Origin of the sequence: Aeromonas sp. 19NY04SH05-1 (assembly GCF_040581895.1) — a bacterium.
GTDB lineage: Bacteria > Pseudomonadota > Gammaproteobacteria > Enterobacterales > Aeromonadaceae > Aeromonas > Aeromonas enteropelogenes.
Genome location: NZ_CP095328.1, coordinates 2,628,337 through 2,655,026, shown reverse-complemented (window position 1 = coordinate 2,655,026; position 26,690 = coordinate 2,628,337). Strand labels below are relative to the sequence as shown.

Sequence of the window (26,690 nt, the reverse complement as noted above, 5' to 3'; positions counted from 1 at the left end):
CCAATCGATGAACAATAAATGGGCGACGATGGCGGGGGCAATGAAGGGAGGAAAAAAACGAGCCCGGATGTGATACAAGGGGCGCAACGCCAAGGAGAGAAAAAGGGGAGAAACAAAGAAGCCGCACAAGGCGCGAGCGCCCCTTGTGCGGCCATCCTGATCACCGGTTACTTGACCACTTCCAGTGCGGGGAAGGGGTATTTCCCTTCACGCACGTCCTTGCTCGGGCCGTACATCCTCATGATGATGTAGGCGTCTTTCTCCGGGATGGGCAGCCAGTTGGGATTGTTGGCATCCCCCTTGGCGCTCAACTCTATGGTGTACATGCCATCGGCATCGGGTTTGAGGGTCCGGTCGCCACGGCTGTGACGGTTGATGGCATTGTGCGCCATCAGCTTGTTGTCGGTGGCGTAGACGGTGAAGGACCAGAACTGGCTCACGTCCGGCGCCTTGAAACGCATGCGGTATTTTTTGCCGTTGGCGCCATTGATGTTCTGGCCGTCCGACCCTTTTACCGATTGCAGGTAGACGGACTCTTCCGGCGGCAGCCCCCACTGGCCGAGATAGGTGCCTTCGGCAAACAGGTCACGCTTGCCATTTTGCAACTCGGCGCGAGTGCCCAGCAGCTCGCCGGCGTTGGTCATCTTGGGCGCCAGCTCGGCCAGGTAAGCCATGCCGAGTTGCTCACCCGTCTTGGCCGCCGCCGTCTGCTCCTTGGTGAAATCCTGTTTGCAAGGAGCCAGTCCTATGGCCTTGTACTGATCCAGCCACTGTTTGTCGGCCATGCCCATGTCCCCTTCGCACAGGACGAAGTTGACCCGCTGCAGCCAGTCGGTCTTGGCCGGATCAGGCCATTGATGCACCTTGGGTTTGGGGCCCGGCACGCCCAGGTATTGGGAGAGGGTGCGGATGTTCCACTGATCCATGTAGCCGAGCGCTACCTTCTCGTCTTCCTTGCCGGTCGCCATGATGCGACCCATCAGTTTGATCAGGTTGGAGTTGACGCGAATGACCTCGGTCACGCTGGCGGGCACTTCCCCCTGCCAAGTGTTGGAGGCAAACATGAAGCGACCGCCTTTCTCTCCGCGCAGACGGGAGCCGATCATGGAAGTGGTGTAGTGGCCCATGTCCATGGTGTGCAGGATCCAGTAACGGCCCTTGTCCATGTCGGGCACGCTGACGATCACCGGCTCGGCACTGACATCCAGCCACCCTTGCAGATGCAGGGTGTCGTTGTTGATAGTCGGGTGAGAGGTATAGGTGTCGTCTGCGATGTGACGAATATTCTGGAATCGATTGAGGGGAGTATCGGTTTTTACTGCGGTTTCATAAAAAAACTTGTATGCCTCGTCCATTGAGTAGGCATAAATAAAGGCATCCTTCGCCATCTCGTCACTTATTTTTGCGTAGGCCGGCAATGCAGTCATCGCACACAACGAAACAGCCAAAACTGTTTTTCTAATCATGATGCTCTCCGTGTTGTAAAAACTCAGCCATCAAGAATGCTGATTTATCCCATGTGACATGAAGCAAACCATCTCACGCAAACAGCATTGCATGATTATGCTTGGGCGTCCATGCGTGAAATTCAACCATCACAGGCAAATGATAAATTAGTCATCATCTGTTCCTGTCATCAGGGGAGGCCGCCCGAGAAGGTGCTCGGCGTTATCATGCCGGGGCACACAATCAAACACCTGAAATGCTCATAGTTGCTGGTTGGAGGAGTCAGCCGCGCTGGAACACCGGCATAGGCATGCTTTACCAGACTGGCTGATCAACTGCTGCGTGGGATGTAGATACAATCAAATGGGGAGGAGGGTGATAATTATTTTCTGGGTGGCAATAAAACCCAAGCATTTCCTGACGATCTAATAGAGCTTATTAATGTTGTCAGGCTATGGAGTAAGACGGTTTATTTTATTTAAATTCGAGTCGACACCCTGAATAAAGCCTGTTTTTATAGCCTTGTTGTGGCCATTTTATGGTTTGCAACATTTCTGCGCCCAGTTTAATTATCATCAACCTCTTTTGAGCCAATAACACTTATATATCGGTGGGTTTTGCGATCATCGGAGTTGTGTGACACCGGAGCCTTGGACGGCAAGGCTGTGGCTGGAGTATGGCTGCCGGGGTGAGGGAGTGATGATTCGCCACTGCGTGGCTCACCCCTTCGGGGCGGCCTGCGGCCGTTCATCGCAACTCGCTGCTCTGCTCGAACCCGACGAGGGTTCTCACCTTCCCTCTCGAAAGTTAGGGGGAGATACGAAAAAGGGCCCCCCGTAGGTAGACCCTTTCAAATTTGGCACTGGGTCGGGATTGACTCACGCCATCCCTGGCGCACGCCCTGCGGGCGGCCTCTGACCGTCCAGGCGGGCTATCCTGCCCGCCTGTCGAACAGGGTTCGAACCAAGCCGCCCATCATCGGATAAAGCAAAAGGCCCCGTCTTGCGACGGGGCCTTTTGCTTTATTTGGCGGTGAGGGAGGGATTCGAACCCTCATTCTCGTACATCACAGCACAAATATAACCTTCAATTTCAATAGCTTACGCATTTTTTACCGAAATAAAAGCTACATAATTGTCTCAGGTAATTGCTATGAGACTTATCGTACTTTTATATAGGAAATTAATTAAATGTCAACCACATAGGTTGTGGCAATTGACTGCGTTGTAGCTCCTATCTGACCGATGCAAAGGCACTTGGAGAAACTGCTTAACACAAAAATCTGTCTTGTATGGGGTCAGATAAGCTCTAAATAGCTGTTCCGAATAGTAGATCACCGGAGGAAGGGAACTCAGTCCAGTTTGTGCGATCTGATTAGTCGCTAAACAAAACAAGCCACACCCAAAGGACTGAGTTGATGCCTATCCTACCACCTCTGCCACGACCACAACGGCGCCGCATTCACAAAATCATCCATGCCACCCGTGATAAAGGACATGCTCGTCGCTTGATGGCCATCTTGCTGTTACATGAAGGACGCACGATCACCGATGTTCATCACCTTACCGGCGCTGCGCGCTCGACCATCGGTCGTTGGCTTCGGTGGTATCGAGATGAAGGCATAGATGCGCTAGAAGCCTTACCGGCTGGCCGTGCCCCAGTCTTACCTATCGCCAAGATTGTCACCTTACTGGTGCTGCTCATGCAGTTTTCTCCGCAAGATTTTGGTTATCAGCGCAGCCGTTGGTGTACTGAACTATTGGCTATAAAAATCAATCGATTAACAGGGCTCAATGTGGCAGCCTCCACGCTCCGCCGATGGTTACCTCGTATGGGCATTGTCTGGCGCACGCACCGTGCCGACCTTGCGGATAAAAGACCCAGCCTATCAGGAAAAAATGGCGAATATCGACGCCGCGCTGGCCCGCTGTGATGCCGATAATCCGGTGTTTTATGAGGATGAAGTCGATATAGACCTCAATCCCAAATTAGGAGCCGACTGGATGTTCAGAGCGCAGCAAAAGCGGGTTGTCACACCGGGGCAGAATGCCAAGCATTATCTGGCAGGCGTTCTCCACGCAGGCAACGGAAGGGTACTTTACGTCAGCGGGATCAAGAAAAACTCATCGCTGTTTATTGCCATGCTGGAAAAGCTGCGCCACCACTACCGACGAGCCAAAACCATCACGTTGATCCTCGATAACTACATCATTCACAAAAGCAAACAGACCGAGCGATGGTTGAAGAAGAATCCCAAGTTCTGCCTGGTGTTCCAGCCAGTTTACAGCCCTTGGGTTAATCACATAGAACGGCTATGGCACAAGTTACATGAAACCATCACGCGCAATCATCAATGCAGAGGGATGGCAAACCTGCTGGCCCGAGTGAAACACTTCATGGATACCGTGTCTCCTTTCCCGGGGAATGGCTATGGCACAGCGAAGGTGTAGCACTATTGGGATCAGTTATTTAGAGGTTGCCGGCGAGGCGTCAGAAAATGCTGGAATCGGCCCTATCCTGACGCGGCCCAAGGTTCCGGCCTGACGCCTAGTTAGGGCGTACTTCAACTGGACGTTCGCGGCGGGCCTACGTTGGGTTTTGGTTCCATTGCTCCCCAAATCCCGAATAGGGAGCAGTGGAACAGGAAACGCACTTAAGCCAAGTCGGCTTAGCGTACGATTCTTCCCGAATTCTGCGGCTTCCCTTTCCAGCCCTTGGCGGTCATCTGTGGGGCCAGTTGCTCGAAGCAATCGGCGGTCAATGCCTGATCGGTCGTGATGGACCAACTTCATGCGTGGACGCTGTCGCCGGCAACACAAGATCTGGAGTTGTCGAACAGGGTGCGTTTAAACGCTACGGGAACGCAGAGCTACACCGAGCCGCTATCCTGATGCACCAAGGCTCCATTCTTGGAGCCTTTCTTGACCTGATACATCGCCTGATCGGCATGCTCGCTGAGCACCTCGATGGTCGTTCCATGCTGAGGGTAGAGCGCGATACCGACACTAATGGAAATTCGTGCTTCGCCACCCGCAGGCAAGGGGATTGGTCGGCGGACCTCCGAGATGAACAGGCTGGCCTTTTTGAGCGCCTCCTGTTCGTCGCTGACGTGTTGCAGCAAGGCCACGTACTCATCGCCTCCCACCCTGGCGAGCGTGTCGGAGGCACGGATGCAACACAGGAGACGGCGGGCCACGGTCTTTAGCACTACATCCCCCGCTTCGTGGCCATGGGTGTCGTTGACCGACTTGAACCCATCCAGATCCATGAACAGCACAGCCAGATGCGTGTTCTCGCGCTCTGCCAATGCAAGCGCCTGCTGTATGCGGTCACCGAGTAAGACCCGGTTGGGTAGATCGGTCAATACGTCATGATGCGCTCGATGGTGATAGGTATCCAGCTCCTGTCTGGACCGGCTGATGTCCTGATGGGTACCGTACATGATGAGAGGCTTGCCATCCCGATCCCATTTCCCCACCTTCCCGCGGTCCAGCACCCAGATCCAGTGCCCATCCTTGTGGCGCATTCTGGCCTCACACTCGTAGAACGGTAACTCCCCCGCAAAGTGCTGCTTGAGCAGCTGTTCTGACTTTTGCAGATCTTCCGGATGCGTGAGCTTTACCCAGGTGACGATGGAGATCGGCTCAAGCTCTTGGAGCTTGTATCCAACGATCCTCGCCCATTCCTCATTGAAGACGGTTTCACCGCTCTGGACATTCCACTCCCAGGTGCCGACCCGGGAGCCTTCAAGAATGGCGCTCAATCGAGACCTCTCCAGAGACAGGTCTTCTGTCATCGCGCGGGCCGCCGCTTCTGCCCGGGACCGACCCGACACCAGCAAAAACATCAGCCCAGCCAGCATGGCACTGAGCAAGACACCGGTTACCGCGATCACGATCGGTAGCCCTCTGTCCACCCGTTGCAGAAGGCTCGTGCTGCCATGCACGCGAACGGTCCAGGTTTGTCCCATCATGCGCAGCCGATGCACCGATTCAAACCCTGGACGGATATCGGTACGCCCTGAACTGCCAAAGTGAGTTTGTGTCGCTTCAACCATCTCTTCGCCGTCGAAGATGTCGATGATCAGGTCACGCTCCTGCTCTCCGAGGAAACCCTGCAGGAAGTCTGTCATGCGAAACGGTGCATAGACCCAGCCGCGCAGTTGTTCCCGGCGCTCTGCTACGGTTGCCGCTGGCTGGTCAGTAGCGTAGATCGCCTGGTAGATCAGGAACCCCGACTGATCCTGAACCCCCGTTTCCTGCTGGAGACGCACACGCCCCGAAAGCGCGATGGCACCCGTATCTACCGAGCGCTGCATGGCCTCGCGCCGCACGGGTTCTGAATACATGTCGAAGCCGAAGGCACGCAGGTTGCGTCCCGAAAACGGCTCCAGATACACGATCGAGGAATACAGGTCTCGTTGGCCTGCTGGTTGCACCGTGTAAGAGGGAAAGCCTTCGGCGCGGACCTGATCGATGTGGGTTTGCAGATCGGCAGGCCGGATGGCCCTGGCGAAGCCCACGCCTTGGATGCCAGGCAGGTACTGGTCCAGAGCCTGGCGATCGAAATACCTTCGGAAATCTTCACGTCCGACATCATCATGCACATCAAAGAACCCGGCCGTGCCCCGCAGGACCTGCTGGTAGGTGGCCATGCGGTTCTCGATGCGCTCAGCAGCCTCCCGGGCGCGGAAGTCGAAGTAGAGATGTTGTCGTTGATCGACGGACTCGACGATGAGTTGGTAAAGCACTACGGTGGAGCACAGGCCGATCAAAAAAACCACAAGAGGGATTAGCCTCGGCGACAGTCGGCTTGGTTTGCCAGAGGGGATCATTCGCTATGCCTTCTTGTTGATTTTCCAAAGCTTAAAATTAAACGCTACCATAAACAGCAACAACAGCAACTCTCCGAAACTCTTTCCTGATTTCTTCTTCTTCCTTGCGAGCTTGGATCTTGGCTTCACGCTCGGGCGTGCTCATTCCTTCGTAGCTGACCCCCAGCATGGGAGCACTGCCTCTATGCGAGTCAAGAATCACTTCGCGGGTTTTGCGGCGTTTACCATTGAATTCGTAATCCGCGAAGGTGAGCTGGTGACTCATTCAGCACCTCATTCGTGGTGCAAAGTGGGGATCGCGATCTTACATTTGGGGCTTGATCGCTACTCCTCTGGGGAAGTGTATTAATTTGAGATATACCACTCATATTTCAACATAATCTGTACGAAATTCTTGGCTGACAGAGAACTACAGATATACTTCATTAGGAACAATGGATTTTAATTTTTATTTTTAATGCAAAGCAATAAAAATAATTTAACTATCATGGTGAAGCTTATGCCTTTATTTTTTGTCATGCTTCTTGGTCTAACCAACATATCGGTACCATTAATAGGAAAACCATGTGTTCAGGTTGTGCCCGGTGGAGCAGTAGAACTGTTTTGGGTGCAGGTTAAACGCGGAGCAGAGGATGCTGGTCGTGATTATGGTTATTCAATTTACTTTCGAGGTGCAAAAACATCAAGTGATGGAAAAGAGCAACAGCGAATAGTCAACATGACAGATGAAATTGGATGTAAAGCTCTCGTATTAGCACCAAGTGCTAATTATGATAAAGATGCGGGAATTCAGATAATAAGTGCGACACTCATGGATGAATGGCGAGAGGTGGCCAACTGCTGATTGGTGGTACCCTTCTGCTCGCCAAAGTAAAAGCAGTATCACCATGAGCTATCAGCAGTTGACCGAGGGGCAACGATACCAGTTATCGGTGCTTCGCGCACAGGGGATGTCCATCCTTGCCACCGCACGCGCCATTGGCGTTCATCGCTCCACCCTCTACCGGGAGCTGCGTCGTAACGCCGGGCCGCAGGGCTACCAGCCAGACAATGCGCATCAGCACGCCACCCACCGACGGGCCAGTGCGGCCAAATCTCGGCTATCTGCCGATGTCATCCAGTTTGTCGAGCTGACACTCGCCTGGTGGTGGAGCCCGGAGCAGATAAGCGCGGTGGGCAAGCAGATAGGCCTCATGGTGAGTCACGAGTGGATATACCGCCATGTGGCCGCCGACAAAGCCCGGGGTGGCCAGTTGTACCGCCATCTGCGCCAGGGCCACAAGCGCTACCGCAAGGGGGCGAGCAGCCTGCGTTCTCCCATCAAGGAAGCCCGCTCTATTGATGAACGGCCGGCTATCGTCGATAGCCGGGAGCGGCTCGGTGATTGGGAGGCGGACACGGTGCTGGGCAAGCAAGGCACAGGTGCACTGGTCACCCTGGTGGAGCGCAAGAGCCGGCTCTATCTGGTCAAGCGGGTCGCGAGCAAACAGGCTGGGGTGGTGCGGGATGCGATAATCGAGATGTTAACGCCCTACATCGAGCAGGTGCATACCATCACCTTTGACAACGGCGGCGAGTTTGCCGAACACAAGGCGATAGAGGAAGCGCTGGGTGCCGAGACTTACTTTGCGCACCCTTACTCTTCGTGGGAGCGCGGTCTGAACGAGAACAGCAATGGGCTGTTGAGGCAGTTTATCCCAAAGGGAACAGACCTGAGAGAGGTCACGGACGAGGATGTCAGGAGAGCGGAGCAGTGGCTCAACCTACGACCTCGGAAATGTCTCGGATTCAGGCAGCCTGTCAAGGTATTCGAAGAGTACCGTCAGGCGGCATAGGCGAGTGTCGCACTTCGAAGTTGAATTCGCGATGTAGCTCGTCTACATAAACTTGGCATCCCAGTAGTATTCATTGATCGCAGTGTAGGTAATACTAAACTTACAAGCTTAGTAGCCACTAATAACTATAATGCTGGTTATGAGGCTGGTTTATTCATGGCAGAGAGGCTGGGCTGGAGTGGCCGTATAGTAGTTCTAAGAGTAAGAAAAGGTGTCTCCTCGACGGATTTTAGAGAAAAAGGATTTATTGATGCAGCAACAAACTTAGGTCTTACCATAATCGATGCCCCCTATATTGGAGATAATGTTGCAGAAGGCCGAAAAAATACTAAAGACATACTATCTAAATATTCCGGTGAAATAGATGGGATATTCACACCCAATGAGACTACATCGTCAAGCCTCCTATTGGCATTAGAGCAACTAACCCCGAACAAGAGTATGGTTAATATAGGTTTTGATGTCAGTCAAAGATTGATCGATGGACTAAATAAAAACATATTCACTGCACTAGTAGTACAACGTCCCTACAGAATAGGATATGTAGGTGTAACAACAGCGATAAATAACATCATTGAGAAAGGTGATGTGAAGTTTTTGGATACCGGGCATATATTGGTAACTACATACAACATTAAAACAAAGTCTATAACAGATGAGTTAAAGTTGAATTACCCAACTCTGATAATTAGAACAGGGAGGGATGATTAAACCTACAATCTACATTATGTAGATTGTAGGTTTAATCTTGAGCCTGTAAATGATTCTGTGTAACTGCCCACTCCATTACAGGTGACCGTTCAGGCGATCACCGAACTCGATAATAAAGCGATTTAGGGAAGGTGCGAATAAGTCATATGGCACGAGAGCATTTACTGGTAACCCATTGATATTAAATGACTAAAATTTTCATTTTTTGTTCTTGGGATACTTGTTCGCACTTTCCCTTGAGCTGAGCCAGGCCAAGGTAGATGGCAGTTACGCCAGACTGTTGGGTCAACTGGCAAGGATAGAGCTGCTGATCCTGGATGACTGGGGACTGGAGGCGGTGAATGCCGAACAGCGCAACGCACTGCTGGAGATCATGGATGATCGGTATGGGAAATACTCGACGATAGTGGTCAGTCAGCTGCCAACTGAAGAGTGGTACGCGAGCTTGGGTGACAACACCCTGGCAGATGCGATCCTGGACCGGCTGATGCACAACGCTCACCGGCTGTCACTGAAGGGAGAATCGATGAGGAAGAGGAGAAGTGAGTTGACCCAATCTGAACAGTCGAGTTAGAAACGAGATGACGTGAGCGCGTTAAGGATCAGGGTGTTCACGTTGGCCGGAATGGCTGTTCAACTTCGCCGGAATACGCAACGAACTCAGAGTTGACCGTTAATACACTGAGATGAGTTCTTATTGACCGGCCTGCATTGCTAAACTCTGGATCATATATTCACATAGAACGCAGTTCTATGTGGAATTTATGAAAGTAAAGACGGCTTCCGATGAGACGCATTTTTACAAATGGCGATAAGGAGGAGAGTGCACTGAAAAAGAGGCAGCGTGAAGTTCAATCCCAGCCAGTAAAATAATAAAACCGTTTTTTTGTTTTCATGAAAAAATTCCTTTTTTATTTGAAAACAAACGGGGGGGTTAGATTTTTTTAAAATTAATACTTGATGCTTTCATACCTACTTATTTTCGAGATGTCAACCGATGAGGATAAGAGTAGATTTATCCTCATCGAGCCGGGGGATTGTTAAGGGGGTGCAATATATCACATGCAATACTTATATATATGTAGTTCATTGCACCATTGCATCCAATTAATTGGCGGATGTGGATGAATCTGCTAAATGTGTGATAGCAATGCCATCTGTTAATACATATTCAGTCCGTTCAGATGTCGCCACCCTTGTCACCCAACCATTATCGACACATTTTTTTATGTAATTTTTTGCCTGCCGTTCTTTTACAGAGAAATACTGGCAAAACCTCTCGGTCAATGTGGTGGCAGAAATCGCCTCCTGGCCTTCCAGTGCCTCCAGCAGCCCATCCATCAGCCTGTCGCGCTCCTCCCCGATGGCACTGACTAATGTCAGCCCAATACGATTAAGGAGTATTTCGTCAGGTGTTTCAACCGCCCTCGCACTGAACGTCAGGTTGTAGCGAGCGCCCTGACCCTCTCGCGTCCCCAGTGAGATGACACCATCGGCCTCACCATGAATCGAAGAAGCTCCCCGCATGCTCATTACGCCAGCGTTAACCCCACCTGCATTAGGCGAAGCCTTTCTGGCGTGATGAACGATGATGTGTGCAGCTGAGCCGCTGATTTTTCGAATGGCTCGCATCACCTGACCCATTTCGCCATTGTTGTTTTCCTCTGCATTATGCATCCGAGCGAGGACATCCCAGATGATCAAATCCGGTTGAATGTCGTTGACAATATCTATTATTGCCTGTGATGCCATAGGATCTAATACATCAGTCGATTTATAATCGCCGCACCGCAAGAATGTTTTAATGTTTTTTGCATCTCCCAAGTTGGTCTGTGCCGACATGGTGTAGTACCGCTGCCAAAACAATCTGTCATTGACCTCAAAATCCATATACAATACGAGCGCTGGCCTTTTAATTTCCCAATTTAAAAATACACTACCGCTGGCTACAGCCAAGCCCAACTGCGTTGCAAGCATCGATTTACCCGTTTTGGGCGAGCCATTAATAATCCACTGTTCGCCTTTTTCAATCAGATTATCCACCACCCAATTAGGGCGTTGCTGGCTGGAAATTAATCCAGCAGCAGGACTGAAATTATAATGTTTTTCATTATTCATAAACATACCTATATTATTGTGGTGACTTAGTACTATGTTGATATGTCTCATCGTTTACATATATGCATAAGCTAATCATGCGTATATGTATAATTAACTACCCCGTGTTGTTGCAGATACAGTGTTTTTATGTCTGATATTGCGCTATCAGTATGAAGGGCATGGATAATCAGGTATAAAAATGCCACCAACAATGGTGGCATTGGTCGTCTGTCCTCGATCAGCAAATGAGCCCGAGCGCCCGAAGGCGTTGGAGCGCCCGATCCTGTGCATCGTTCGAATAATCGGCTTCCAGAGTGATCCGAGCAAGGCGCTCAACCAGCCGCCTGCCACTTTCATCGAGCCTCACAGACACATCGAGCAATGACACTGTGTATTGAGTGTTACATGCCGATGCCAACGCAGCAGCCAGCACCCTGCTAGATCCGGTGCGCGGGTGTTCTGAAATGATTGCCAAAATTTCGTTTAGAATTTTCATCTATTTCCTCTATGTTGTTAAACAATATGGTGCCTTTTCGGCTGTCATAAATTCTGCTGGTTAGATACTGGTTGTGATGTAAACGCCCTCGATTGATCAGCACCAAGCGATGTTATGGCTGCGTTTTGTGTAATAACAAATAATCATCTAAACATTTTTTATGTCTGGTATTTCGCCATCAATATGGATGACCGTCACCGATATATAGGCATCAAGGTAGTTCCTCCTCGTGCCTCGTCAGACTCCACCTTGACCCCTATATTCGGCTCCTTTGTCATGCCATATTAATCGCTTCATACCCTCCATAAAAATGGGTTCTCCACCCCACTCCGGTCGCTGCGCAACCTACGGGGGTTCCGGTCTCGTAACCTCGACACACCCACATTCTTACGTTCGTAAGAATGTTTTACCCCGCGTTCTTACGCTGTGTTGGCTCTGCGTTCTTACGGTTGCGACGAAGGCGTTCTTACGGTTGCGCCCCAGGGGGATTTGCCATGCAGTGATAGCAGCAAGGCTGTCCCCCTGTAGCCGCTCCCTTATCGGGATAAGTCGTCATCGGCATCGCGATGCCGATTGATGAATGCCGCCATGCCTCTCGGCGTTGTTGGGGCAGTTGAATCTGCGCTCGGCGAAGGCTCAGCCACTGTTGTGGGTGTAGCTACCTGGCGATGAGTTTTGTTATCCACAGAAAGCTCGGCGTGCGTTGTCCTGATATGGCTCAGGTCAGCATCCGCTGGGCAAGTGGGTAACACGTTACCATTAGCGGATTTACGATTGCCGTATTTGTCCACAGAAGACGTTGCCTGATGACCCATGATGTAGGCAATGCGCTGCCGGTCGAGCCCAGACGCTTTGAGCTCAGAGCCCATCTGATGGCGCCAGCTGTAAAAGGTCGGCAGCGATTTTCGCGCCGGCCAGAGGTTTTTGCCCGCCGCACGCAGCTTGTCCTGCAATGAGCCAATTTTTGCTTTCTTTGCCTCGGTCACCATGAGTTGCAATTTCTCTGGCGAAATCGTGTCAAACTGTAAGACCCTATCTGCACCACGTTTGCCATCATGACTTTTTTTGGCTCCGATAACGGTGAGCCGATTACCCTGCGCAGTTATGGTGGCTAGTTCAGCAGGTCTTATCCCCGCGCGCATAAACAACAATATGGCCGCCAACATAGCGCTGTCATTACGCGCCTTAAAATACTGAATCAGTGCAACGAGATCATCATTATCGACCTTTTTAACTCTTTTTTGTTTTGCCTTAACCGGTATATCTGGCCTACTCAGGGCCTGAATTCGCTCGGCCGCGTCGGGAAAATTCAACAATTGTTGATGATATACCAGTGCACAGCGCAGTTTTCGCCAATAGCCAGGACTGCATTTTGAAGCGCGAGCCAACAATTCATCCGCAATGTTTTTTGCTGTGATATTAAGGCCCTTTTCCTTTAGGATTTCATAATGATTTTTTGCCAGTCTTTCATATTCCTTTTCCGTTGCCTGTGTAGCCATTCGGTCATCTCCCAGAGCGCTTGAATAACGCCTTCTTTAGATAGTGGGCAGGATTTCCCCACCCACGACGTGGATCCCTTTATTAAAGGTGCGATTTAGTTTTAAATTAATGCTGAATGCGTGATGTAGACAGTGATTTACTGCGCCACAGAAATTCGCTGCATTAAAACACTCATCAATCTCTGCATGACAGCAGGAGTTGCCAGTAATGCGTCGACATCGAATTCGCTTTCTGTGTTTTTATCTTCAGTTTTTTGATTACAGCTCGGCACAGTAACTTGAGCCTGCTGACCAGCCATACAGGCATTAAATACCGTGTCAGCCCTACCCCTATAATCAGGGGCGTCCTCCATCAACCACTTGCCATAATGGCGTACCACCATTTCTGTACCGGTGTGCCCCATCTGACGGGCTATCCACTCGATGCTGATCCCCGCCGAGAGCAGTTGGCTTGCATAGGTGTGCCGAAATTGAGATGGCCCCCGATAACGCACCCCAGCAGCCTGACAGAACGGCCTGAAAAACCGCTCACGGAACTCATCAACCGAGGCATAACTGCGCCTTTTGGCGTTGTAGTAAGCCAGCAGGGTGCGTTGTTCACTCATCTGAGTGCGATTGTCCGACCTCGTGACCGTAATCTTCTTAGCCTTACGATGCTCCGCTAGCCTCATCAAGGTTTTGAGAGATCCAACAGCCTGTTCTGACAGCTCTATCGTGCGAATAGATCCCCTGGTTTTGGGCGTTTTGTACTGCCCATCAACCAACGCAAGGTCAACCAATAAGGTCTGCTTGTCGAGATTGACCGCCTCCGCACTGACCGCCATTAACTCACTGATGCGCAGACCCGTAGAGATACCGAGTTGGATGAGTGACACCTCCAGCAAATGGGTGCTTTTCAGGGCGAGAAATGCCTTAATTTCGTATTGATAAAATGGATCAGGTTCGTCCACCTCAAATTTACATTTTTTAATGCCATCCATTGGACTGGTATGAATAACACCATCGCTGACAGCTCGTGCAAAGACTTGTCTCAATATATCCAAATATTGGTTAATGGTATTTCCTTTATATTTTTTGTTGCAAAATTTCACTACGAGTAGTTCAATGTCACTCGCACGATATGACGTCAGCGGTTTATCACCAATCCATTTTATCAACTGTTCTGCTTTACGCTTCGAAATGTCATAGGTTGTCTGCGCATACTGGTATTTTTTGATTTCCAGGTGCTGACGAATGGCTGCCGCCAGTGAATGCTCATCAACAATGACTGAACGCACAGTGTTGTGTTTAGTTTTTTGTTTTTGAACGGTCCTTTTATTGGTTTGTTTGTTCATAATTACCCTCATTACAGTTATAAATACTCCTTCAATTACAAAAACAGCAATAGCAAAACGTGATGCTCACGCATCGATACCGAGAGGGTAATAGTGCACCTAAAAACAGCGATATAAATTACTCTGTGACGCTATAAACAGATAAGTTTCACCTCAAAATCCTGTTAATTTGTCAAATGCCAAGTATACATTAGCGATAGCAGGGCGAGAGCGTGAACATATTGTTAAATTGACTTCAATTCAGCCAGCCCTGAATCCAATACCTTTTCCAGATATGGGCTGCTCATGCCCGCAAATTGCTGCTTCTTCCGCAAGCTTGCCTTACGGCTGGTTTCGGCTCGCAGCATGTTTTGCGCCATGTGTCGTGCACAGGCCAATATTTGAGGGGCATCACCTCGATATATCTGGCAGGCATCCTCATTCATCACGACATCCAGAACCCAGTGCAGGCTATTTTCAATTGCCCAGTGCCCTCGTACCGCTGAAGCAAACTGCTCTGGTGTCAGTTCAGCCGAGCTGATGTAGTAGCGATACTCCATCGAAAATTTTTCCATATTTTCAATTCGATAGGATATTGCGACACCGACAGTCTTCAGCGATTTCCACTCTGGAAATTGCTCTGATAGTGCTCCGGCTGGTAACACATGGTACTCGCGGCCATCGATGCGACCGTGCTCTTTCTCGACACTGAGCGTTTCTTCACTCAGCGGCTTCTTGGTCGACTCGGCCAGAGCTGCGCGTACTGCATTATGCAGTGTGGGCTGGTTACCTTTTACCGCCAGCAAGTAGTCGCCACCGCCCTTGACTATGGTTGAGGCTATTCCAGTCTGGCAGCCCATGGCATCGATGGATACCAGGCAGCCTTTTATATCGAGGAGTGCCAGTAATTCAGGAATGGCGGTGATTTCGTTAGATTTCTCATCTGTTTTGACTTGCCCGAGCACCAGACGATTCTCAGCGGCAAAGGCACTGACCATATGAATGGTAGACTGACGACTGTCTCGGTCGTAAGAGCTGCGTAAGGTCTTGCCGTCAATGGCAATCAGCTCACCATCGGTACGTTCTGATGTTGCTTGCATCCAGCGGACGAAGGCGTTCTGGAATTGCTCCGGTTGAATACGGGAGATGATCCTGGCTATGGTGTCGTGAACAGGTAATCCGTTATGAAACAATCCATTACGCTGAAACCATTCCAGATGTGCCTCGCCGAAAAGCTCGATATCTTCCCAACCTTGAGCTCCACCAATAGCAGCACAGACGGTGAGAAAAACCACATCGAAGAAGGGGTACGCGATTTTGGTTGTCTGACGAGGGTCTTCAAGTTCGGAGAAGAATTGGGTAAATGCCGCTTGATGGTTCATGACGAAACTCCCGTAAAAGAGAGTATAAGATCACACCCTGTTCGGTCGGTCAAATCCTCGTGCCCTGCTTAAAAAACGTTCGCGATCTTGCCCTGTTAGCGATAGCTGATGTCATTTAATCGATATAATCAAATGTTCCCGTCAGATTTTTACTCAACATTGCATCAAGCAAATACCATGTGTTATTCACTTCACCCGAATTTGGGTAATAAAAACCCGTTCAGCGTATCGAAGATAGCTGTGATATTGGTGGTATTTTTTAAATCTGAAGGGGTGATAACCCTTGTTTGAACGAGATAAACGTGTCGGTGTGTTCTACGCCATATTCATTTCGTTTCGATCCTTCGTGTTTACTGTCGTTGTTATGTCCTTGTTAGCAGCTTTATCAGCATACTACAACGATTGAGGACCACTCGTCAATGAAAATAACCCACAAAGAAAAAGAAATGTCAACATATTTTTATTAGGTTTTTTAAATATTTTCCAATGTGCTTAAAATCATTATAAATCATGAAGATAGGGCCATGCCCGCCCCATTAAACCGCCGAGAAATGCCTCATATTGGTTTTTTCATGGGGGGGAGACAGCCCTGTTACCCAAAAAATATGCGTCATCTTTACGGTGATTTTCCCCCTGACAGCAGGTGGTGGGGTATCAGGTCGGTAGGAAGGGATTGGATTTTCTCATTCAGCAGCCTAATGTTCACACGTTTGCCATAGCGGCCAAACGTCAGGCCGTTTTTACTGTGTCCCGCAAGTTCGGCTACAACATGCTCAGCGACATCCGCCTGCTGTAACTCATCGATGAAGGTATGCCGCAGCCCGTAAAGCGTGGGACGGCCCTGACCTACGATGCCAGCCTCATTGAGGTGGCGTTGGAAGCGACAGGTGATGTTATGCGCCCAGTCGTCGTCTTTGCCTGATGGTTTGTCGTCGAACAAAAATACCTGCCCCTGACCGCGACGACTCTCCACATAGTCCAGGAATTGATGTCCGATCAACGCACTATGTAGCGGCACGGTACGGTACGCATTGGCACTCTTGAGCTGCTGATCCACCTCTCCCGCATCAACCATCAGACACCAAATCCCCTCGACCTGTTTGACGTTCAGAGTTTTGAGCTGACAGGCCTCAGAGGGTCGCAGCCCGGCATACAGGCACAGCAGGGGCACCCACCAGTCTTGAACTCTCAATTTTTTGCCTTTCTGGGATTGTTTGCTGCGCAGGCTGGCAAACAGCTGAGCCAGTTGAGGGCGATGCCAGCGCACTCGCTCCTCATCCGCCCGTTTGTGCGGCTTCTTGCCTGCCGTCAACCCATCAAAAGGGTTACGGCTGCAATAGTCCAGCGCCACGCACCAACGGAAGAACTGTTTCAGGGCGGCGAGGTAATCTCCTTTGGTTTTGAAACTGAGGTTGGTCTTGCGCAGCAAGCTGTTGCGGTACTCCTGCGCCAGAGCGGGCGTCACCTCATCGACTTTAACCCCTTTGGCCCAGGTGACGAAGGCGTTGATCCGAAGTTGGAGCTGGCCCACCGACCTATGCTGGATCCCCTCACTGGTTTTAGTCTCGATGAATCTCGCCAATGCGTGGGTGAGCATGATCCCACTGCTGGGGCAAGCTGGGGCATCAACAGAAGGTTCACGAGGTGTGGAAGGTGTTTGAGGAGGGATGAACCCCGCTGCTTTGAACGCGTCTAGATCGGCGCGGATCCAGCGATAGAAGCTGCGGGGAGCAGTATCCGCAGGGGTAGCCGCGATCAGTGCGCGAGTGCGAGCTGCCACAGCCAGGTTTCGGTCTACGGCGAGCTGACGATCTTTGGTGCAAAGGGAAGTACGGATAGCGAAGGGCAAGCCACGGTCACGTAATGACTTAGGCAGCGGGAGACGAGTGTAGTAGGTGCCGGAGGCATTTTTACTCAGATACATGATTGTTCCACCCAGTTGATCCAGGAAAAAAATCACGTAAGTCTAGAAATGAAAAAACCCGTTGAAATTCAACGGGTTATATTTGGCGGTGAGGGAGGGATTCGAACCCTCGATACGTTGCCGTATACACACTTTCCAGGCGTGCTCCTTCAGCCACTCGGACACCTCACCAAATTTTGGTCTGTGGTTTAACGTGTTCAGCCAACACGGTGTTCGCTGCGCTGTTACGCTGGAACGGGGCGTAATGTAGGGGAAAGGGCTGTCTCGGTCAACCACTTTTCCCCTTATTTTTCATAATCTTTATCGAGCGCCTAACCATTGAGCAGAATGCCGTTTTTTTACACCGGCTCAGGGCTTGTCCAGGATGATCAGGCTGTCAGGTAGCTCGTTCTGATCCCGGGTGGCGGGGAAGGCATCGCTCAGGATGGCGCTGGTGCGCTCGATGCACTCCAGAAAGCCCTGCTCGATCTCCTTGTTGCGCACCCGTGTTACGAAGTCATCGATGATCTCCTGCCACTGGGCGTTGTCGATGTGCTGGGCGATGCCGTCATCCACCAGGATCTCCACGTAGTGCTCGGCGGCCGAGACGAAGATCAGCACGCCAAGCCGGTCGCGGGTGCGATGCAGTCCCTGTTCGACAAACTGCAGTCGTGCCATCAGGGCGGCCCGGTGCAGGCGTACTCGTTTGGGGATCAGCCGCATCTTGATGGGGGTCCAGTGAAACAGGAGGCTCAGCAGCAGCCAGACCGACCACTGGACCAGCAGGATCTCGTACCAGCCGAGCCAGAAGCCGAGCTGGAACACCAGCAGCGGGGTGAGCATGGCCAGCAGGGCCGCCCAGAGGGTGGGAATATAGCGATATCCATCGCTGGCCGGGGCCAGCACGGTCACCAGTTCGGCGTCCGTGTCCTGCTCTGCCTGTCTGACCCTGGCCTGAAGCGTGTGATAAAACTGTTTGGAAATCATCTTGTCGTCTCTTAATCCCTGTTACCAACCACCGGAGGCGCCACCGCCACCAAAACTACCACCGCCACCGCTGAAGCCACCGCCTCCGCCGCTAAAGCCTCCGCCGGAGCGACCGCCAAAGGAGCCGGCCCCCAGTCCCCCGGCTAGGTAGGCCGAGCGGCGACGGCGGCCCGAGCCACCTCCGCCGCCCCCACCGCGCAGGTTATGGATCACGATCATCGCAATCACCATCAGAATGAACAGCCCGGGCCCCTTGCCGCTATCTTGCTGTTGGGTCTCTACTGGCTGATAGTCACCGGCCAGCGCCAGCATGATGCCCTGGCTGCCCGCCATGATGCCGGCTACCATGTCGCCCCGCTTGAAGGCGGGCAGGATCCGGGTCTGGATGATGTTGGCGGCGATGGCATCGGGCAGGGCCCCTTCCAGGCCGTAACCCACCTCGATCCGCACCTTGCGCTCATCCTGGGCGATAAGCAGCAGGACACCGTTGTCTTTGCCTTTCTGGCCGATGCCCCAGTGGCGTCCCAGCTGGTAGCCGTACTCCTCGATGGTCTCCCCTTGCAAACTGTCGATGGAGACCACCACCAGCTGTACGCCGCTGCGTTTTTCAAACGCGGCCAGTTGCTGGGTCAGCTGGTGGGCCTGCTTGCGGGACATCAGGCTCGCCTCGTCCACCACCCGCCCGCTCAGGGGCGGAAAGTCGGGAGCCGCCTGTAGCGCTGTGGTCCAGAGCAGCAGGCAGGGCAGCAGGATGCGCAGCATCATGGTCATTGGAAGCTCACCTTGGGCGCCTCATCGGCACCGGGCTTGGCGCTGAAGCTGGGTTTGGCTGCCAGATCCGAGTAGAGCAGCTTGTGCCAGATCACCCCGGGGAAGGTGCGGATCTCGGTGTTGAACTGGCGCACCGCCTCTATGTAGTCGCGGCGGGCCACCGAGATGCGGTTTTCGGTGCCTTCCAGTTGGGCCTGCAGGGTGAGGAACTGCTGATCCGCCTTGAGATCAGGATAACGCTCGACCACCACCATCAGGCGGGAGAGGGCGCTGGAGAGCTGGTTTTGTGCCGCCTCGAACTCCTTGAGCTGGGCCGGATCGCTCACCTGCAGGCTGCCAACCCGGGCACGGGCGTCGGTGACCGCCTTGAGGGTCTCCTGCTCGTGGGTGGCATACCCCTTGACGGTAGCCACCAGGTTGGGGACCAGATCGGCGCGGCGCTGGTACTGGTTCTCCACCTGTCCCCAGCTCGCCTTGACCTGCTCATCCAGAGTCGGAATGGTATTCATGCCGCAACCGGTCAGACCCAGCAGCAGGGTCAGGGTCAGCAGGGACCGGGTGGCCCTGCGCCAGAGAGATAGGCTCATCTTGTTGTTCTCCATTGAAATGGCTGGCAAATATCGGTTCACCATAACAGCTCGGGGTCAGTGGCGACAATCCGCGACGACACGCTGGGGTGACTATCCGCGACTGCAGCGGGCGGGCAAGACCGGCATCTTGTTGATGCCGGATACCCTGGGCAGTTGCGGCTTGTCCTTGAGCCAGGAGGCGAGCTCCTCCCCGCAGCCATTGCCGGGGGGAATAGGGGGCTGGGGCTGGCAATCCGGGCTGGCGGCAGGGCAGCGCAGGCGCACATGGAAGTGGCTGAAATGGCCCACCCAGGGGCGCAGTTTGGCCACCCAGGGCTCATGGCCCGCCTGCTGGCAGACGGCCGACTTGATCACCGGGTTGACGAAGATGCGCGCCACCTCGGGTTTGCTGGCGGCCAGGCGCAGCAGGGTCAGCTGCTGCGGGCCAAAGCGACCCGGCAGCATCTTGTAGCTGGGTTCGTCGATGAGCGCCCACTCCTTGGGGGCATCTTGCTCCCACTTGCTGATGGGGCGGTTGGCCATGCGAAACCAGATATCGGCATCGAGGCCGGTCTGGTGGCTGCGATGGCCCGAGGTGAAGGGGCCGCCATGGGCCATCGCCAGATCGGCGATATAGAGATCCGGCAGGCCGGCCATGCGGCTCTGGTTGGCCAGCGTCTGCAGGTAATGGATAAGGTCGGGGTGGCCGTAGTAGCGCAGTCGCTTGGTACGGATCACCTGATAACCAGGCCCCTCCAGCGGCAGGGCCATGCCGTTTTTCAGGCAGCCAGCGGCATAACCACCGATTGCCTCGGCGTGCAGGGCAGTAGCCAGTAACAGGGACGTCAGCATCTGTGTGCTCCTTGTCTTGCTTCGAGTCGGCTGAGGAGTGCGAACAGACTCAAACATATCAATAAATAGGCCGCCGCTACCAGCAGCCAGATCTCGTAAACCAGTCCGCTCGAGTTGGCCATCTCGGTGCCGACAAAGGTGAGTTCCTGCACCGAGATGAGGGAGACGATGGCGGTATCCTTCACCAGGGCGATGAGCTGGCCGGTGAGGGGCGGCAGCATCAGCAGCAGGGCCTGGGGCAGGATCACCCGGCGCAGCCGCACCCAGGGGGAGAGGCCAAGGCTCTGGGCAGCCTCCCATTGCCCCGTTGGCACGGCAGCGAGGCCGGCCCGTACTATCTCGGCGACGAAGGCGGCGCTGATCATCCCGACGCACAGGGTACCGGAGATGAGATTCTCCCAGCGTGCCGGCGGGCCGAATAGCGCCTCCTGCCAGGGTGCGATGGCCGCGCTGCCGGGCCAGCGTGAGAGGCCGCTTGCCGGCAATAGCTGGTTGGCGATGAAAAAGTAGAAGATGAAGATAAACACCAGCGGCGGCAGGTTGCGGACAAGCTGGACAAACAGGGTGGCCGGCAGCACCAGCCAGGGGCGGCGGCTGAAGGTGGCAAGGCCGAGAGCGGTGCCGAGCAGCAGCGCCAGCAGCATGCCAAACAGGGCGATGCGCAAGGTGGTGAGCAGGCCGCTGAAAAAATAGGGCAGCTCACCGTGCGGGCCGCGGGTGAACAGCAGCTCGAAGGCCTGATACCAGTGCCACTGGTAGGCTACCCCGATATGGACGCGGCTGGCGAGCCAGGCCGCCGTCAGCAGCAAGAGCACGACAATCGCCCCATCCAGCCAGCCGACGTGGCGAATGGCCCCTCTTATCTTCGTCAGCATCAGGGGTTGGCGACCTGCGCTTCCCATGCCAGCGACTTGAACCAGTAGTTGTGGCGCGCGTTGAGCCAGCCATCGGCCTGGCGGGCGTCGATCCACTCGTTGAACTGCTCGGCCAGGGCCTCGTCCTCTTTACGCAGGGCAAAGCCTTCGCTCCCCTGCGCCAGCGGGGTGGCGAAGGGCATGAAGAGGGCATCGGGGTGGCGCAGTGCCTCCTGCTCCGGTTTGGGGGAGGAGGAGAGTGCGCCGTGGGCGCGGCCGTTCAGCACCTCCTGAAACACCTGGGACTCGTCATCGAACTGGCGCAGGGTTGCCTTGGGAAAGTTGACCTTGGCCACCTGTACTGGCGAGGCGCCACGGCGCACCGCCAGGATCACCCCGCGCTGGTTGAAGTCGGCCAGGGTTTTCTTTTCGCTTGCCATGGATGTTGAGGCGGCCAGCTGAACGCCGGAGTGGGCGTAAGGGTGGGTGAAGCGCACGCTCTTCTCCCGCTCCGGGGTGATGGTGAGGCCGCCGATGATGACGTCATATTTTTTCGCCAGCAGGGAGGGGATGATGCCATCCCAGGCGGTGGGGACGAACTCCACCTGCCAGCCGTGGTCGGTGGCGAGGCGACGGGCCACGTCAATCTCGAAACCGATCAGGGCTCCCTGTTTGTCCCGCATCGCCCAGGGGGCGAAGGTGGACATGCCGACTCGCAGGGTGCCGCTTTGCTCGATCTGGGCCTGGGTGGCGGAGGGCTGGGTGTCGGCCAGGGCGGGGGCAAACAGAGTGGTGGTCAGCAGCAGGGCTGCGCCTGACAGGGCGGTTTTGATGAATGGTGTCATGGTTAACGTCCTTGTTGGTCCGGAGCAAGATGGCGGGCCAGAGCCCGCGAACAGGCTGACAGGGTCAGCGTCAACAGCAGGTAGAGGGCGGCCACAGTAAACCACACCTCGAAGGTGAGAAAGGTGTCGGCCACCAGGGTGCGTCCCTCGTTGGTAAGGTCGAAGATGGCGATGACGCTCACCAGGGCCGAGTGCTTGATGAGCGACACCAGCTCGTTGGTGAGCGGCGGCAATATGATGGTCATGAGCTGTGGTAGGATCACTTTGCGCAGGGTCACGGCTCTGGGTAGGCCGAGGGCGTGCGCGGCCTCCCATTGCCCCCTGGGTATGGCCAGCACGCCCGCTCGCAACACTTCGGCGGTAAAGGCGCCCTGATAGAGAGAGAGGCTCAGCACGGCGCAGGCCAGTGGCGCCAGCCCCAGCATGGGGCCCAGCAGGAAGTAGAGAATATAGAGTTGCACCAATTGCGGCGTGGTGCGCACCAGCGCGAGATAGGCGAGGGCGAGCCAGGGGCCCAAGCGCGAGGGGAGCAGGCGCAGGCTCGCCACGCAGAGACCGACGACCAGGGTACCCACCAGGCTGAGCAGGGCTACCTGCAGGGTGACCAGCAGACCATTTAGCAGCGGGCCGGCATAGAATTCTCCCTCATCCCACTCCCCGAGAAATGGCAACACCCGCGGCCATTGCCACTCATACCCCATCTGGCGGGCACCGCTGTAGAGGGCCCAGCCAAGCAGCAGGAGCAGGGCCAGGGTGCCGAGCAGCCAGCCGAGCGGGGAGAGGCGGCGTGCGCTAGCCATGGTAGCTCAGCACCTGTTCGAGAAAGGCCCGGGTGCGCGGGTGGGAGGGGGCGCCAAAGAGCTGCGCCGGCGGGGCGGATTCGATGATCCGGCCCTCGTCCATGAAGAGCACCCGATCCGCCACCTGGCGGGCAAAGCCCATCTCGTGGGTGACGCAAACCAGCGTCATCCCCTCGTCCGCCAGCTCGCGGATCACGTCCAGCACCTCGCGGATCATCTCGGGGTCGAGGGCCGAAGTGGGTTCGTCAAACAGCATCAGCTCGGGCTGCATGCAGAGGGAGCGGGCAATGGCTACCCGCTGCTGCTGGCCGCCCGAGAGCTGCTGGGGATACTTGTCGGCCTGGGCCTGGATGCGCACCCGCTCCAGCAGCGTCAGGGCCCGCGCCTTGGCCTCCGCCGGGCGTAGCCCCAGGGTGTGCACCGGCGCCACCATCAGGTTTTCCAGCACCGTCATGTGGGGAAAGAGGTTGAACTGCTGGAACACCATGCCGACCCGTCCTTGCAGCCGGCGCAAATAGGCGGGGGTAACGGGCTCGCCAAACAGGAACAGCTGGCCGCCGTCGATCCCCTCCAGGCCGTTGATGGTGCGGATCAGGGTGGATTTTCCAGAGCCAGACGGGCCGCAGATCACCCACTTCTCACCCCGTTCTATGGTGAGATCGATCTGGTGGAGGGCCTGAAAATCGCCATAGCGTTTGTTGACGCCACAAAAACGGACGCAAGGGGGCGTGCTGGTCAATGAATCGGTTCCATTGAGAGTCGTTGATGCCATGGTATTGATTTTGTGGGGACATGACAAAGAAAACCCCCTTGTCAGCACCCTGATGGCTGTTCACAATGGCGCCATTTTTCGATGGCAGGAGTCTCTCATGCGTATTACATCCTTGCTGGCCTCGCCGGGTCTACACCTCTTGATGCCGCCGGTGGCCCGTTATCGCCTCGTTATCCTGTTGCTGTGGCTGGTGAGCTGGGGCGTGGTGGCAGCCTCTGTGTGGTATGGCCGGGAGGCCATGGCCCTGATCCACTGGGTGGGACTGATCTTTGGCGGCATCACGGGCCTCATGGTGTCGCTGCCCCGCAGCTGGCAGCCCTGGCGCATGGCGGAACTGGGCTGGGACGACGCTCATCTCTATCTGCTCAACGGCCCGAAGGACAAGGCGCTGGCGCTGCCTCGCGATCGGCTGGTGGCCTTCGAGCGGGAGCGGCGGGTCGGCCATGATGGCCAGTGGCTCGACTTCAGTCTGGATCTGCAGTTGAGCGAGCAGGAGCTGGCCGAGGCCATGGCGCTGCTGGATCTCAGGCAGGAGTCGCTCCATCTGGTGAGCCCAGGTGTCTACCGTTTCGGGTTCAAACGCGCATGGCACGGCCGGCGCGCTTTGGCCCGACAACTGGCGACGCTGCAGCCGGGCTGAATCGACTATTTTCTCGACAATCCCGGACAAAGCTCGGATACTGCCAGTGACTCGAATTGATCTTGTCTGCATGTTCGCCCAAGAGATCAATCACTTGGGCCACTGTGCGGGGAAGGCCATGGCATGAAGCCCTGGCAGGTCCGGCATAGGGGTTGTGCCCTTACCGTTATGCCGGGAATTGCATAGAGAAGGCACCTTGAATCGAGAGTGGATGGCATGAAGATTTACGTAGGTAATCTGTCGTACCGGATGACGGCCGACGAACTGAAGACCCTGTTCAGCCAGTTTGGGCAGGTCGACAAGGTTGATATCATCATCGACCGCGATACCGGCCAGTCAAAGGGGTTTGGCTTTATTGAAATGCCGGTCAACGGAGAGGCCGAGAAGGCCATCGCCGACCTGCACGGCACCGAAGTCGCTGGCCGTACCATCACAGTCAACCAGGCCAAGCCGAAGACAGATGCCCCTCGTCGGCCGCAGCAACGCCATCGCTAAGGTGTTTCAATAACGCAAAACGGCATGAGATCTCCCATGCCGTTTTTGTTTCTGCGCTAGTTGGCGGCGGTCTGCCCACTCAGGGCACGTCGTAGCCCAGCGCCGCCTTGCGAATGCGGAACCACTGCTGGCGGTTGAGGGTGATGGACTCCGAGGCCACGGCGGCGGCAATCCGTTCCCGCTTGCCGGAGCCTATCAGCGGCAACGGCTGGCTTGGCAGCATCATCACCCAGGCGTAGACCACCTGCTCGATGGTCTGGGCGCCCACCTCCTGGCGGATCTGCTCGAGCTCGCCCCGCAGACCCTCGCAGGCCGGATCACTGAACAGTCGGCCGCCACCGAGGCAGGACCAGGCCATCGGCTTGATCCCGAGCTGCTGGCACTGATCCAGAGAGCCATCCAGCGTTCCCTCCTGATGGAGCGGCGAGATCTCCAGCTGGTTGGTGACCAGCGGGAAGGGCAGACGGGATTGCAGCAGTTCGAACTGGCGGGCGGTGAAGTTGGAGACCCCGGCATGCTTGATCTTGCCCGCCTGTTTGAGGGTGATAAAGGCATCCGCCACTTCGTCTGCGTTCATCAGGGGATCAGGGCGGTGGATCAGCAGCAGATCCAGATGGTCGGTGCCGAGCTTTTGCAGCGAGGCCTCGGCGCTGGCGATGATGTGCCCCTTGCCGGTGTTGTAATGATTGAGAGCGTGCTCAGGGTTGGCAGTGAGGGCGATGCCGCACTTGCTGACGATTTCCATCCGATCGCGCAAGGAAGGCTCAAGGCGCAGGGCCTCGCCGAAGGCCGCCTCGCACTGGTAGCCGCCGTAGATGTCGGCGTGATCTATGGTGCTCACCCCCAGATCCAGATGGTATTTCATCAGATCGAGCAGGGCGGTGGGGGAGAGCTGCCACTCCATCAGGCGCCAGTAACCCATGATGAGGCGTGAGAAAGTGGGGCCTTGCGGATGCAGGGCAACGCGGGATACAGACATGCATGACTCCTTGGCAAAACAGGAAGTAAAAAAGGGGCTGCCGGCATCTTGGCCTGATGAGAGGGACAAAGCAATAATGGCGCCGGGCAAGATTCGAACTTTGGTTCTGACAGGGGGATAGCTCAGGTGGAAGGGTTTGCCGAACGGTTGCAGAGTCTGATTGGGGAGATGAGCGTGAGCGCCTTTGCCCGCAAGGTAGGGTTGAGCGAGGCGCTGATCCGCAAATACCTGAAAGGGGCCGAACCCGGGCTGGCGCGGGCCAACCAGATAGCGATGGGGGCCAACTGTTCGCTGGAGTGGCTGGCCACCGGGTGCGGATACCTCTACCGTCAGGCGGAGGTGGTGGACAGGGAAGCCTTGGGGGCGGCGCAGCTGCTGCTCCAGGAGCAGCGCAGCGGGCTCATCTTGCCCGACGAGGAGGCGCTGGTGACCCTGCTCGCCTACTACCAGTTTTTACGTACCCATAAAAAGGCGGACGGTTTTCTCGATCTGGCGCTGGCGCGGGAGTTTGGCCGCCATCTGGGGGAGGCCTGACGGCGCGCGTATTACCATTTAGTCGGGTCACCACGGTCTGATTATTCTGATACGCTCTAAGCAAGTGAACGGT

At 54.7% G+C, this 26,690-nt stretch carries 24 protein-coding genes, 1 tRNA gene, 1 other RNA gene and 3 pseudogenes; 8 read left to right on the top strand and 21 right to left on the bottom strand.

Annotated elements, in window-relative coordinates:
* Nucleotides 1-167: 167 nt before the first annotated feature.
* The 3 genes and pseudogenes from MRK42_RS12150 to MRK42_RS12140 all read right to left on the bottom strand — a co-directional run bounded on the left by MRK42_RS12150 (nucleotide 168) and on the right by MRK42_RS12140 (nucleotide 2,576).
* Complete coding sequence (locus MRK42_RS12150; protein ID WP_197460141.1) at nucleotides 168-1,388, bottom strand: DUF1254 domain-containing protein; 1,221 nt, start codon at nucleotides 1,386-1,388, stop codon at nucleotides 168-170.
* 741 nt (nucleotides 1,389-2,129) lie between these two features.
* Nucleotides 2,130-2,258: non-coding RNA, RtT sRNA (locus MRK42_RS12145), on the bottom strand.
* A 215-nt stretch (nucleotides 2,259-2,473) separates the two neighbouring features.
* Nucleotides 2,474-2,576: pseudogene (locus MRK42_RS12140) on the bottom strand.
* A gap of 287 nt (nucleotides 2,577-2,863) precedes the next feature.
* Here MRK42_RS12140 and MRK42_RS12135 point away from each other — a divergent pair.
* Nucleotides 2,864-3,896 (top strand): annotated as a pseudogene (locus MRK42_RS12135) (IS630-like element ISAhy2 family transposase).
* Between the two features lie 419 nt (nucleotides 3,897-4,315).
* Here MRK42_RS12135 and MRK42_RS12130 read toward each other — a convergent pair.
* Entirely contained in the window at nucleotides 4,316-6,280 is a 1,965-nt protein-coding gene (locus MRK42_RS12130; protein ID WP_354688268.1) for a GGDEF domain-containing protein, read from the bottom strand.
* A 37-nt stretch (nucleotides 6,281-6,317) separates the two neighbouring features.
* Nucleotides 6,318-6,545: a hypothetical protein gene (locus MRK42_RS12125; RefSeq protein ID WP_043133670.1), complete on the bottom strand. Its 228-nt coding sequence runs from the start codon at nucleotides 6,543-6,545 to the stop codon at nucleotides 6,318-6,320.
* Nucleotides 6,546-6,737: 192 nt separating this feature from the next.
* Between MRK42_RS12125 and MRK42_RS12120 the strand changes: the two genes are divergently transcribed.
* From MRK42_RS12120 to istB, 4 genes and pseudogenes are all read left to right on the top strand, one after another.
* Entirely contained in the window at nucleotides 6,738-7,124 is a 387-nt protein-coding gene (locus MRK42_RS12120; protein ID WP_354688267.1) for a hypothetical protein, read from the top strand.
* A 43-nt stretch (nucleotides 7,125-7,167) separates the two neighbouring features.
* Nucleotides 7,168-8,115, top strand: a complete 948-nt coding sequence (locus tag MRK42_RS12115; RefSeq protein WP_019706001.1) for an IS30-like element ISAs2 family transposase — start codon at nucleotides 7,168-7,170, stop codon at nucleotides 8,113-8,115.
* A gap of 24 nt (nucleotides 8,116-8,139) precedes the next feature.
* The gene (locus MRK42_RS12110; protein ID WP_354689052.1) at nucleotides 8,140-8,826 is read left to right on the top strand and encodes a substrate-binding domain-containing protein; all 687 of its coding nucleotides are present in this window, start codon (nucleotides 8,140-8,142) and stop codon (nucleotides 8,824-8,826) included.
* Nucleotides 8,827-9,061: 235 nt separating this feature from the next.
* A pseudogene (gene istB / locus MRK42_RS12105) lies at nucleotides 9,062-9,400 on the top strand (IS21-like element ISAs29 family helper ATPase IstB); the annotation flags it as partial.
* Nucleotides 9,401-9,933: 533 nt separating this feature from the next.
* Here istB and MRK42_RS12100 read toward each other — a convergent pair.
* From MRK42_RS12100 to MRK42_RS12030, 15 genes are all read right to left on the bottom strand, one after another.
* Complete coding sequence (locus MRK42_RS12100) at nucleotides 9,934-10,944, bottom strand: AAA family ATPase (protein WP_265784154.1); 1,011 nt, start codon at nucleotides 10,942-10,944, stop codon at nucleotides 9,934-9,936.
* A gap of 220 nt (nucleotides 10,945-11,164) precedes the next feature.
* Complete coding sequence (locus MRK42_RS12095) at nucleotides 11,165-11,422, bottom strand: hypothetical protein (RefSeq protein WP_016351021.1); 258 nt, start codon at nucleotides 11,420-11,422, stop codon at nucleotides 11,165-11,167.
* A 536-nt stretch (nucleotides 11,423-11,958) separates the two neighbouring features.
* Nucleotides 11,959-12,921, bottom strand: coding sequence for a site-specific integrase (locus tag MRK42_RS12090; RefSeq protein WP_052816466.1), 963 nt, complete (start codon nucleotides 12,919-12,921; stop codon nucleotides 11,959-11,961).
* A gap of 137 nt (nucleotides 12,922-13,058) precedes the next feature.
* Nucleotides 13,059-14,255, bottom strand: a complete 1,197-nt coding sequence (locus MRK42_RS12085; protein ID WP_234568594.1) for a tyrosine-type recombinase/integrase — start codon at nucleotides 14,253-14,255, stop codon at nucleotides 13,059-13,061.
* 224 nt (nucleotides 14,256-14,479) lie between these two features.
* The gene (locus tag MRK42_RS12080; protein WP_024943479.1) at nucleotides 14,480-15,616 is read right to left on the bottom strand and encodes an ISAs1 family transposase; all 1,137 of its coding nucleotides are present in this window, start codon (nucleotides 15,614-15,616) and stop codon (nucleotides 14,480-14,482) included.
* Nucleotides 15,617-16,232: 616 nt separating this feature from the next.
* Nucleotides 16,233-17,540 carry a site-specific integrase gene (locus tag MRK42_RS12075; protein ID WP_223953347.1) on the bottom strand — a complete coding sequence of 436 codons (1,308 nt, stop codon included), beginning with the start codon at nucleotides 17,538-17,540 and terminating at the stop codon, nucleotides 16,233-16,235.
* Between the two features lie 83 nt (nucleotides 17,541-17,623).
* Nucleotides 17,624-17,711 (bottom strand) — tRNA-Ser (locus tag MRK42_RS12070).
* 177 nt (nucleotides 17,712-17,888) lie between these two features.
* Nucleotides 17,889-18,506 carry a TPM domain-containing protein gene (locus tag MRK42_RS12065; protein WP_042071642.1) on the bottom strand — a complete coding sequence of 206 codons (618 nt, stop codon included), beginning with the start codon at nucleotides 18,504-18,506 and terminating at the stop codon, nucleotides 17,889-17,891.
* A gap of 21 nt (nucleotides 18,507-18,527) precedes the next feature.
* On the bottom strand, nucleotides 18,528-19,277 hold the full coding sequence (locus MRK42_RS12060) for a TPM domain-containing protein (RefSeq protein WP_338610136.1): 750 nt from the start codon (nucleotides 19,275-19,277) through the stop codon (nucleotides 18,528-18,530).
* Nucleotides 19,274-19,879, bottom strand: a complete 606-nt coding sequence (locus MRK42_RS12055; RefSeq protein WP_338612477.1) for a LemA family protein — start codon at nucleotides 19,877-19,879, stop codon at nucleotides 19,274-19,276. The genes MRK42_RS12060 and MRK42_RS12055 overlap by 4 nt, the downstream gene beginning before the upstream one ends.
* Nucleotides 19,880-19,957: 78 nt before the next feature.
* Entirely contained in the window at nucleotides 19,958-20,698 is a 741-nt protein-coding gene (gene mepA / locus MRK42_RS12050; RefSeq protein ID WP_042071635.1) for a penicillin-insensitive murein endopeptidase, read from the bottom strand.
* On the bottom strand, nucleotides 20,692-21,600 hold the full coding sequence (locus MRK42_RS12045) for an amino acid ABC transporter permease (RefSeq protein WP_354688266.1): 909 nt from the start codon (nucleotides 21,598-21,600) through the stop codon (nucleotides 20,692-20,694). Before MRK42_RS12045 ends, mepA begins: the two co-directional genes overlap by 7 nt.
* Complete coding sequence (locus tag MRK42_RS12040; protein ID WP_338610132.1) at nucleotides 21,573-22,397, bottom strand: transporter substrate-binding domain-containing protein; 825 nt, start codon at nucleotides 22,395-22,397, stop codon at nucleotides 21,573-21,575. The genes MRK42_RS12045 and MRK42_RS12040 overlap by 28 nt, the downstream gene beginning before the upstream one ends.
* Nucleotides 22,398-22,399: 2 nt before the next feature.
* Entirely contained in the window at nucleotides 22,400-23,197 is a 798-nt protein-coding gene (locus MRK42_RS12035; protein WP_268854225.1) for an amino acid ABC transporter permease, read from the bottom strand.
* Entirely contained in the window at nucleotides 23,190-23,969 is a 780-nt protein-coding gene (locus MRK42_RS12030; protein ID WP_061477270.1) for an amino acid ABC transporter ATP-binding protein, read from the bottom strand. Before MRK42_RS12030 ends, MRK42_RS12035 begins: the two co-directional genes overlap by 8 nt.
* A gap of 97 nt (nucleotides 23,970-24,066) precedes the next feature.
* Between MRK42_RS12030 and MRK42_RS12025 the strand changes: the two genes are divergently transcribed.
* Both MRK42_RS12025 and MRK42_RS12020 read left to right on the top strand, forming a co-directional pair.
* A complete protein-coding gene (locus MRK42_RS12025) occupies nucleotides 24,067-24,609 on the top strand; it encodes a hypothetical protein (protein ID WP_026456733.1) in 543 nt (180 codons plus the stop codon).
* Between the two features lie 249 nt (nucleotides 24,610-24,858).
* Complete coding sequence (locus tag MRK42_RS12020) at nucleotides 24,859-25,104, top strand: RNA-binding protein (protein WP_231555618.1); 246 nt, start codon at nucleotides 24,859-24,861, stop codon at nucleotides 25,102-25,104.
* Nucleotides 25,105-25,183: 79 nt separating this feature from the next.
* On the opposite strand, the gene MRK42_RS12015 is transcribed toward MRK42_RS12020, so the two are convergent.
* Nucleotides 25,184-26,083 (bottom strand): aldo/keto reductase family oxidoreductase, encoded by a 900-nt coding sequence (locus tag MRK42_RS12015; protein ID WP_338610126.1) that lies wholly within the window; start codon nucleotides 26,081-26,083, stop codon nucleotides 25,184-25,186.
* A 126-nt stretch (nucleotides 26,084-26,209) separates the two neighbouring features.
* Between MRK42_RS12015 and MRK42_RS12010 the strand changes: the two genes are divergently transcribed.
* Nucleotides 26,210-26,617 carry an XRE family transcriptional regulator gene (locus MRK42_RS12010; protein ID WP_338610124.1) on the top strand — a complete coding sequence of 136 codons (408 nt, stop codon included), beginning with the start codon at nucleotides 26,210-26,212 and terminating at the stop codon, nucleotides 26,615-26,617.
* Nucleotides 26,618-26,690: the final 73 nt, after the last annotated feature.

Bases quoted from the DNA above. Each gene is read 5' to 3' on its own strand.
- MRK42_RS12150 (WP_197460141.1), bottom strand. From the start codon at position 1,388: ATGGCGAAGGATGCCTTTATTTATGCCTACTCAATGGACGAGGCATAC.
- MRK42_RS12130 (WP_354688268.1), bottom strand. From the start codon at position 6,280: ATGATCCCCTCTGGCAAACCAAGCCGACTGTCGCCGAGGCTAATCCCT.
- MRK42_RS12125 (WP_043133670.1), bottom strand. From the start codon at position 6,545: ATGAGTCACCAGCTCACCTTCGCGGATTACGAATTCAATGGTAAACGC.
- MRK42_RS12120 (WP_354688267.1), top strand. From the start codon at position 6,738: ATGCAAAGCAATAAAAATAATTTAACTATCATGGTGAAGCTTATGCCT.
- MRK42_RS12115 (WP_019706001.1), top strand. From the start codon at position 7,168: ATGAGCTATCAGCAGTTGACCGAGGGGCAACGATACCAGTTATCGGTG.
- MRK42_RS12100 (WP_265784154.1), bottom strand. From the start codon at position 10,944: ATGAATAATGAAAAACATTATAATTTCAGTCCTGCTGCTGGATTAATT.
- MRK42_RS12095 (WP_016351021.1), bottom strand. From the start codon at position 11,422: ATGAAAATTCTAAACGAAATTTTGGCAATCATTTCAGAACACCCGCGC.
- MRK42_RS12090 (WP_052816466.1), bottom strand. From the start codon at position 12,921: ATGGCTACACAGGCAACGGAAAAGGAATATGAAAGACTGGCAAAAAAT.
- MRK42_RS12085 (WP_234568594.1), bottom strand. From the start codon at position 14,255: ATGAACAAACAAACCAATAAAAGGACCGTTCAAAAACAAAAAACTAAA.
- MRK42_RS12080 (WP_024943479.1), bottom strand. From the start codon at position 15,616: ATGAACCATCAAGCGGCATTTACCCAATTCTTCTCCGAACTTGAAGAC.
- MRK42_RS12075 (WP_223953347.1), bottom strand. From the start codon at position 17,540: ATGTATCTGAGTAAAAATGCCTCCGGCACCTACTACACTCGTCTCCCG.
- MRK42_RS12065 (WP_042071642.1), bottom strand. From the start codon at position 18,506: ATGATTTCCAAACAGTTTTATCACACGCTTCAGGCCAGGGTCAGACAG.
- MRK42_RS12060 (WP_338610136.1), bottom strand. From the start codon at position 19,277: ATGACCATGATGCTGCGCATCCTGCTGCCCTGCCTGCTGCTCTGGACC.
- MRK42_RS12055 (WP_338612477.1), bottom strand. From the start codon at position 19,879: ATGGAGAACAACAAGATGAGCCTATCTCTCTGGCGCAGGGCCACCCGG.
- mepA (WP_042071635.1), bottom strand. From the start codon at position 20,698: ATGCTGACGTCCCTGTTACTGGCTACTGCCCTGCACGCCGAGGCAATC.
- MRK42_RS12045 (WP_354688266.1), bottom strand. From the start codon at position 21,600: ATGGGAAGCGCAGGTCGCCAACCCCTGATGCTGACGAAGATAAGAGGG.
- MRK42_RS12040 (WP_338610132.1), bottom strand. From the start codon at position 22,397: ATGACACCATTCATCAAAACCGCCCTGTCAGGCGCAGCCCTGCTGCTG.
- MRK42_RS12035 (WP_268854225.1), bottom strand. From the start codon at position 23,197: ATGGCTAGCGCACGCCGCCTCTCCCCGCTCGGCTGGCTGCTCGGCACC.
- MRK42_RS12030 (WP_061477270.1), bottom strand. From the start codon at position 23,969: ATGGCATCAACGACTCTCAATGGAACCGATTCATTGACCAGCACGCCC.
- MRK42_RS12025 (WP_026456733.1), top strand. From the start codon at position 24,067: ATGCGTATTACATCCTTGCTGGCCTCGCCGGGTCTACACCTCTTGATG.
- MRK42_RS12020 (WP_231555618.1), top strand. From the start codon at position 24,859: ATGACGGCCGACGAACTGAAGACCCTGTTCAGCCAGTTTGGGCAGGTC.
- MRK42_RS12015 (WP_338610126.1), bottom strand. From the start codon at position 26,083: ATGTCTGTATCCCGCGTTGCCCTGCATCCGCAAGGCCCCACTTTCTCA.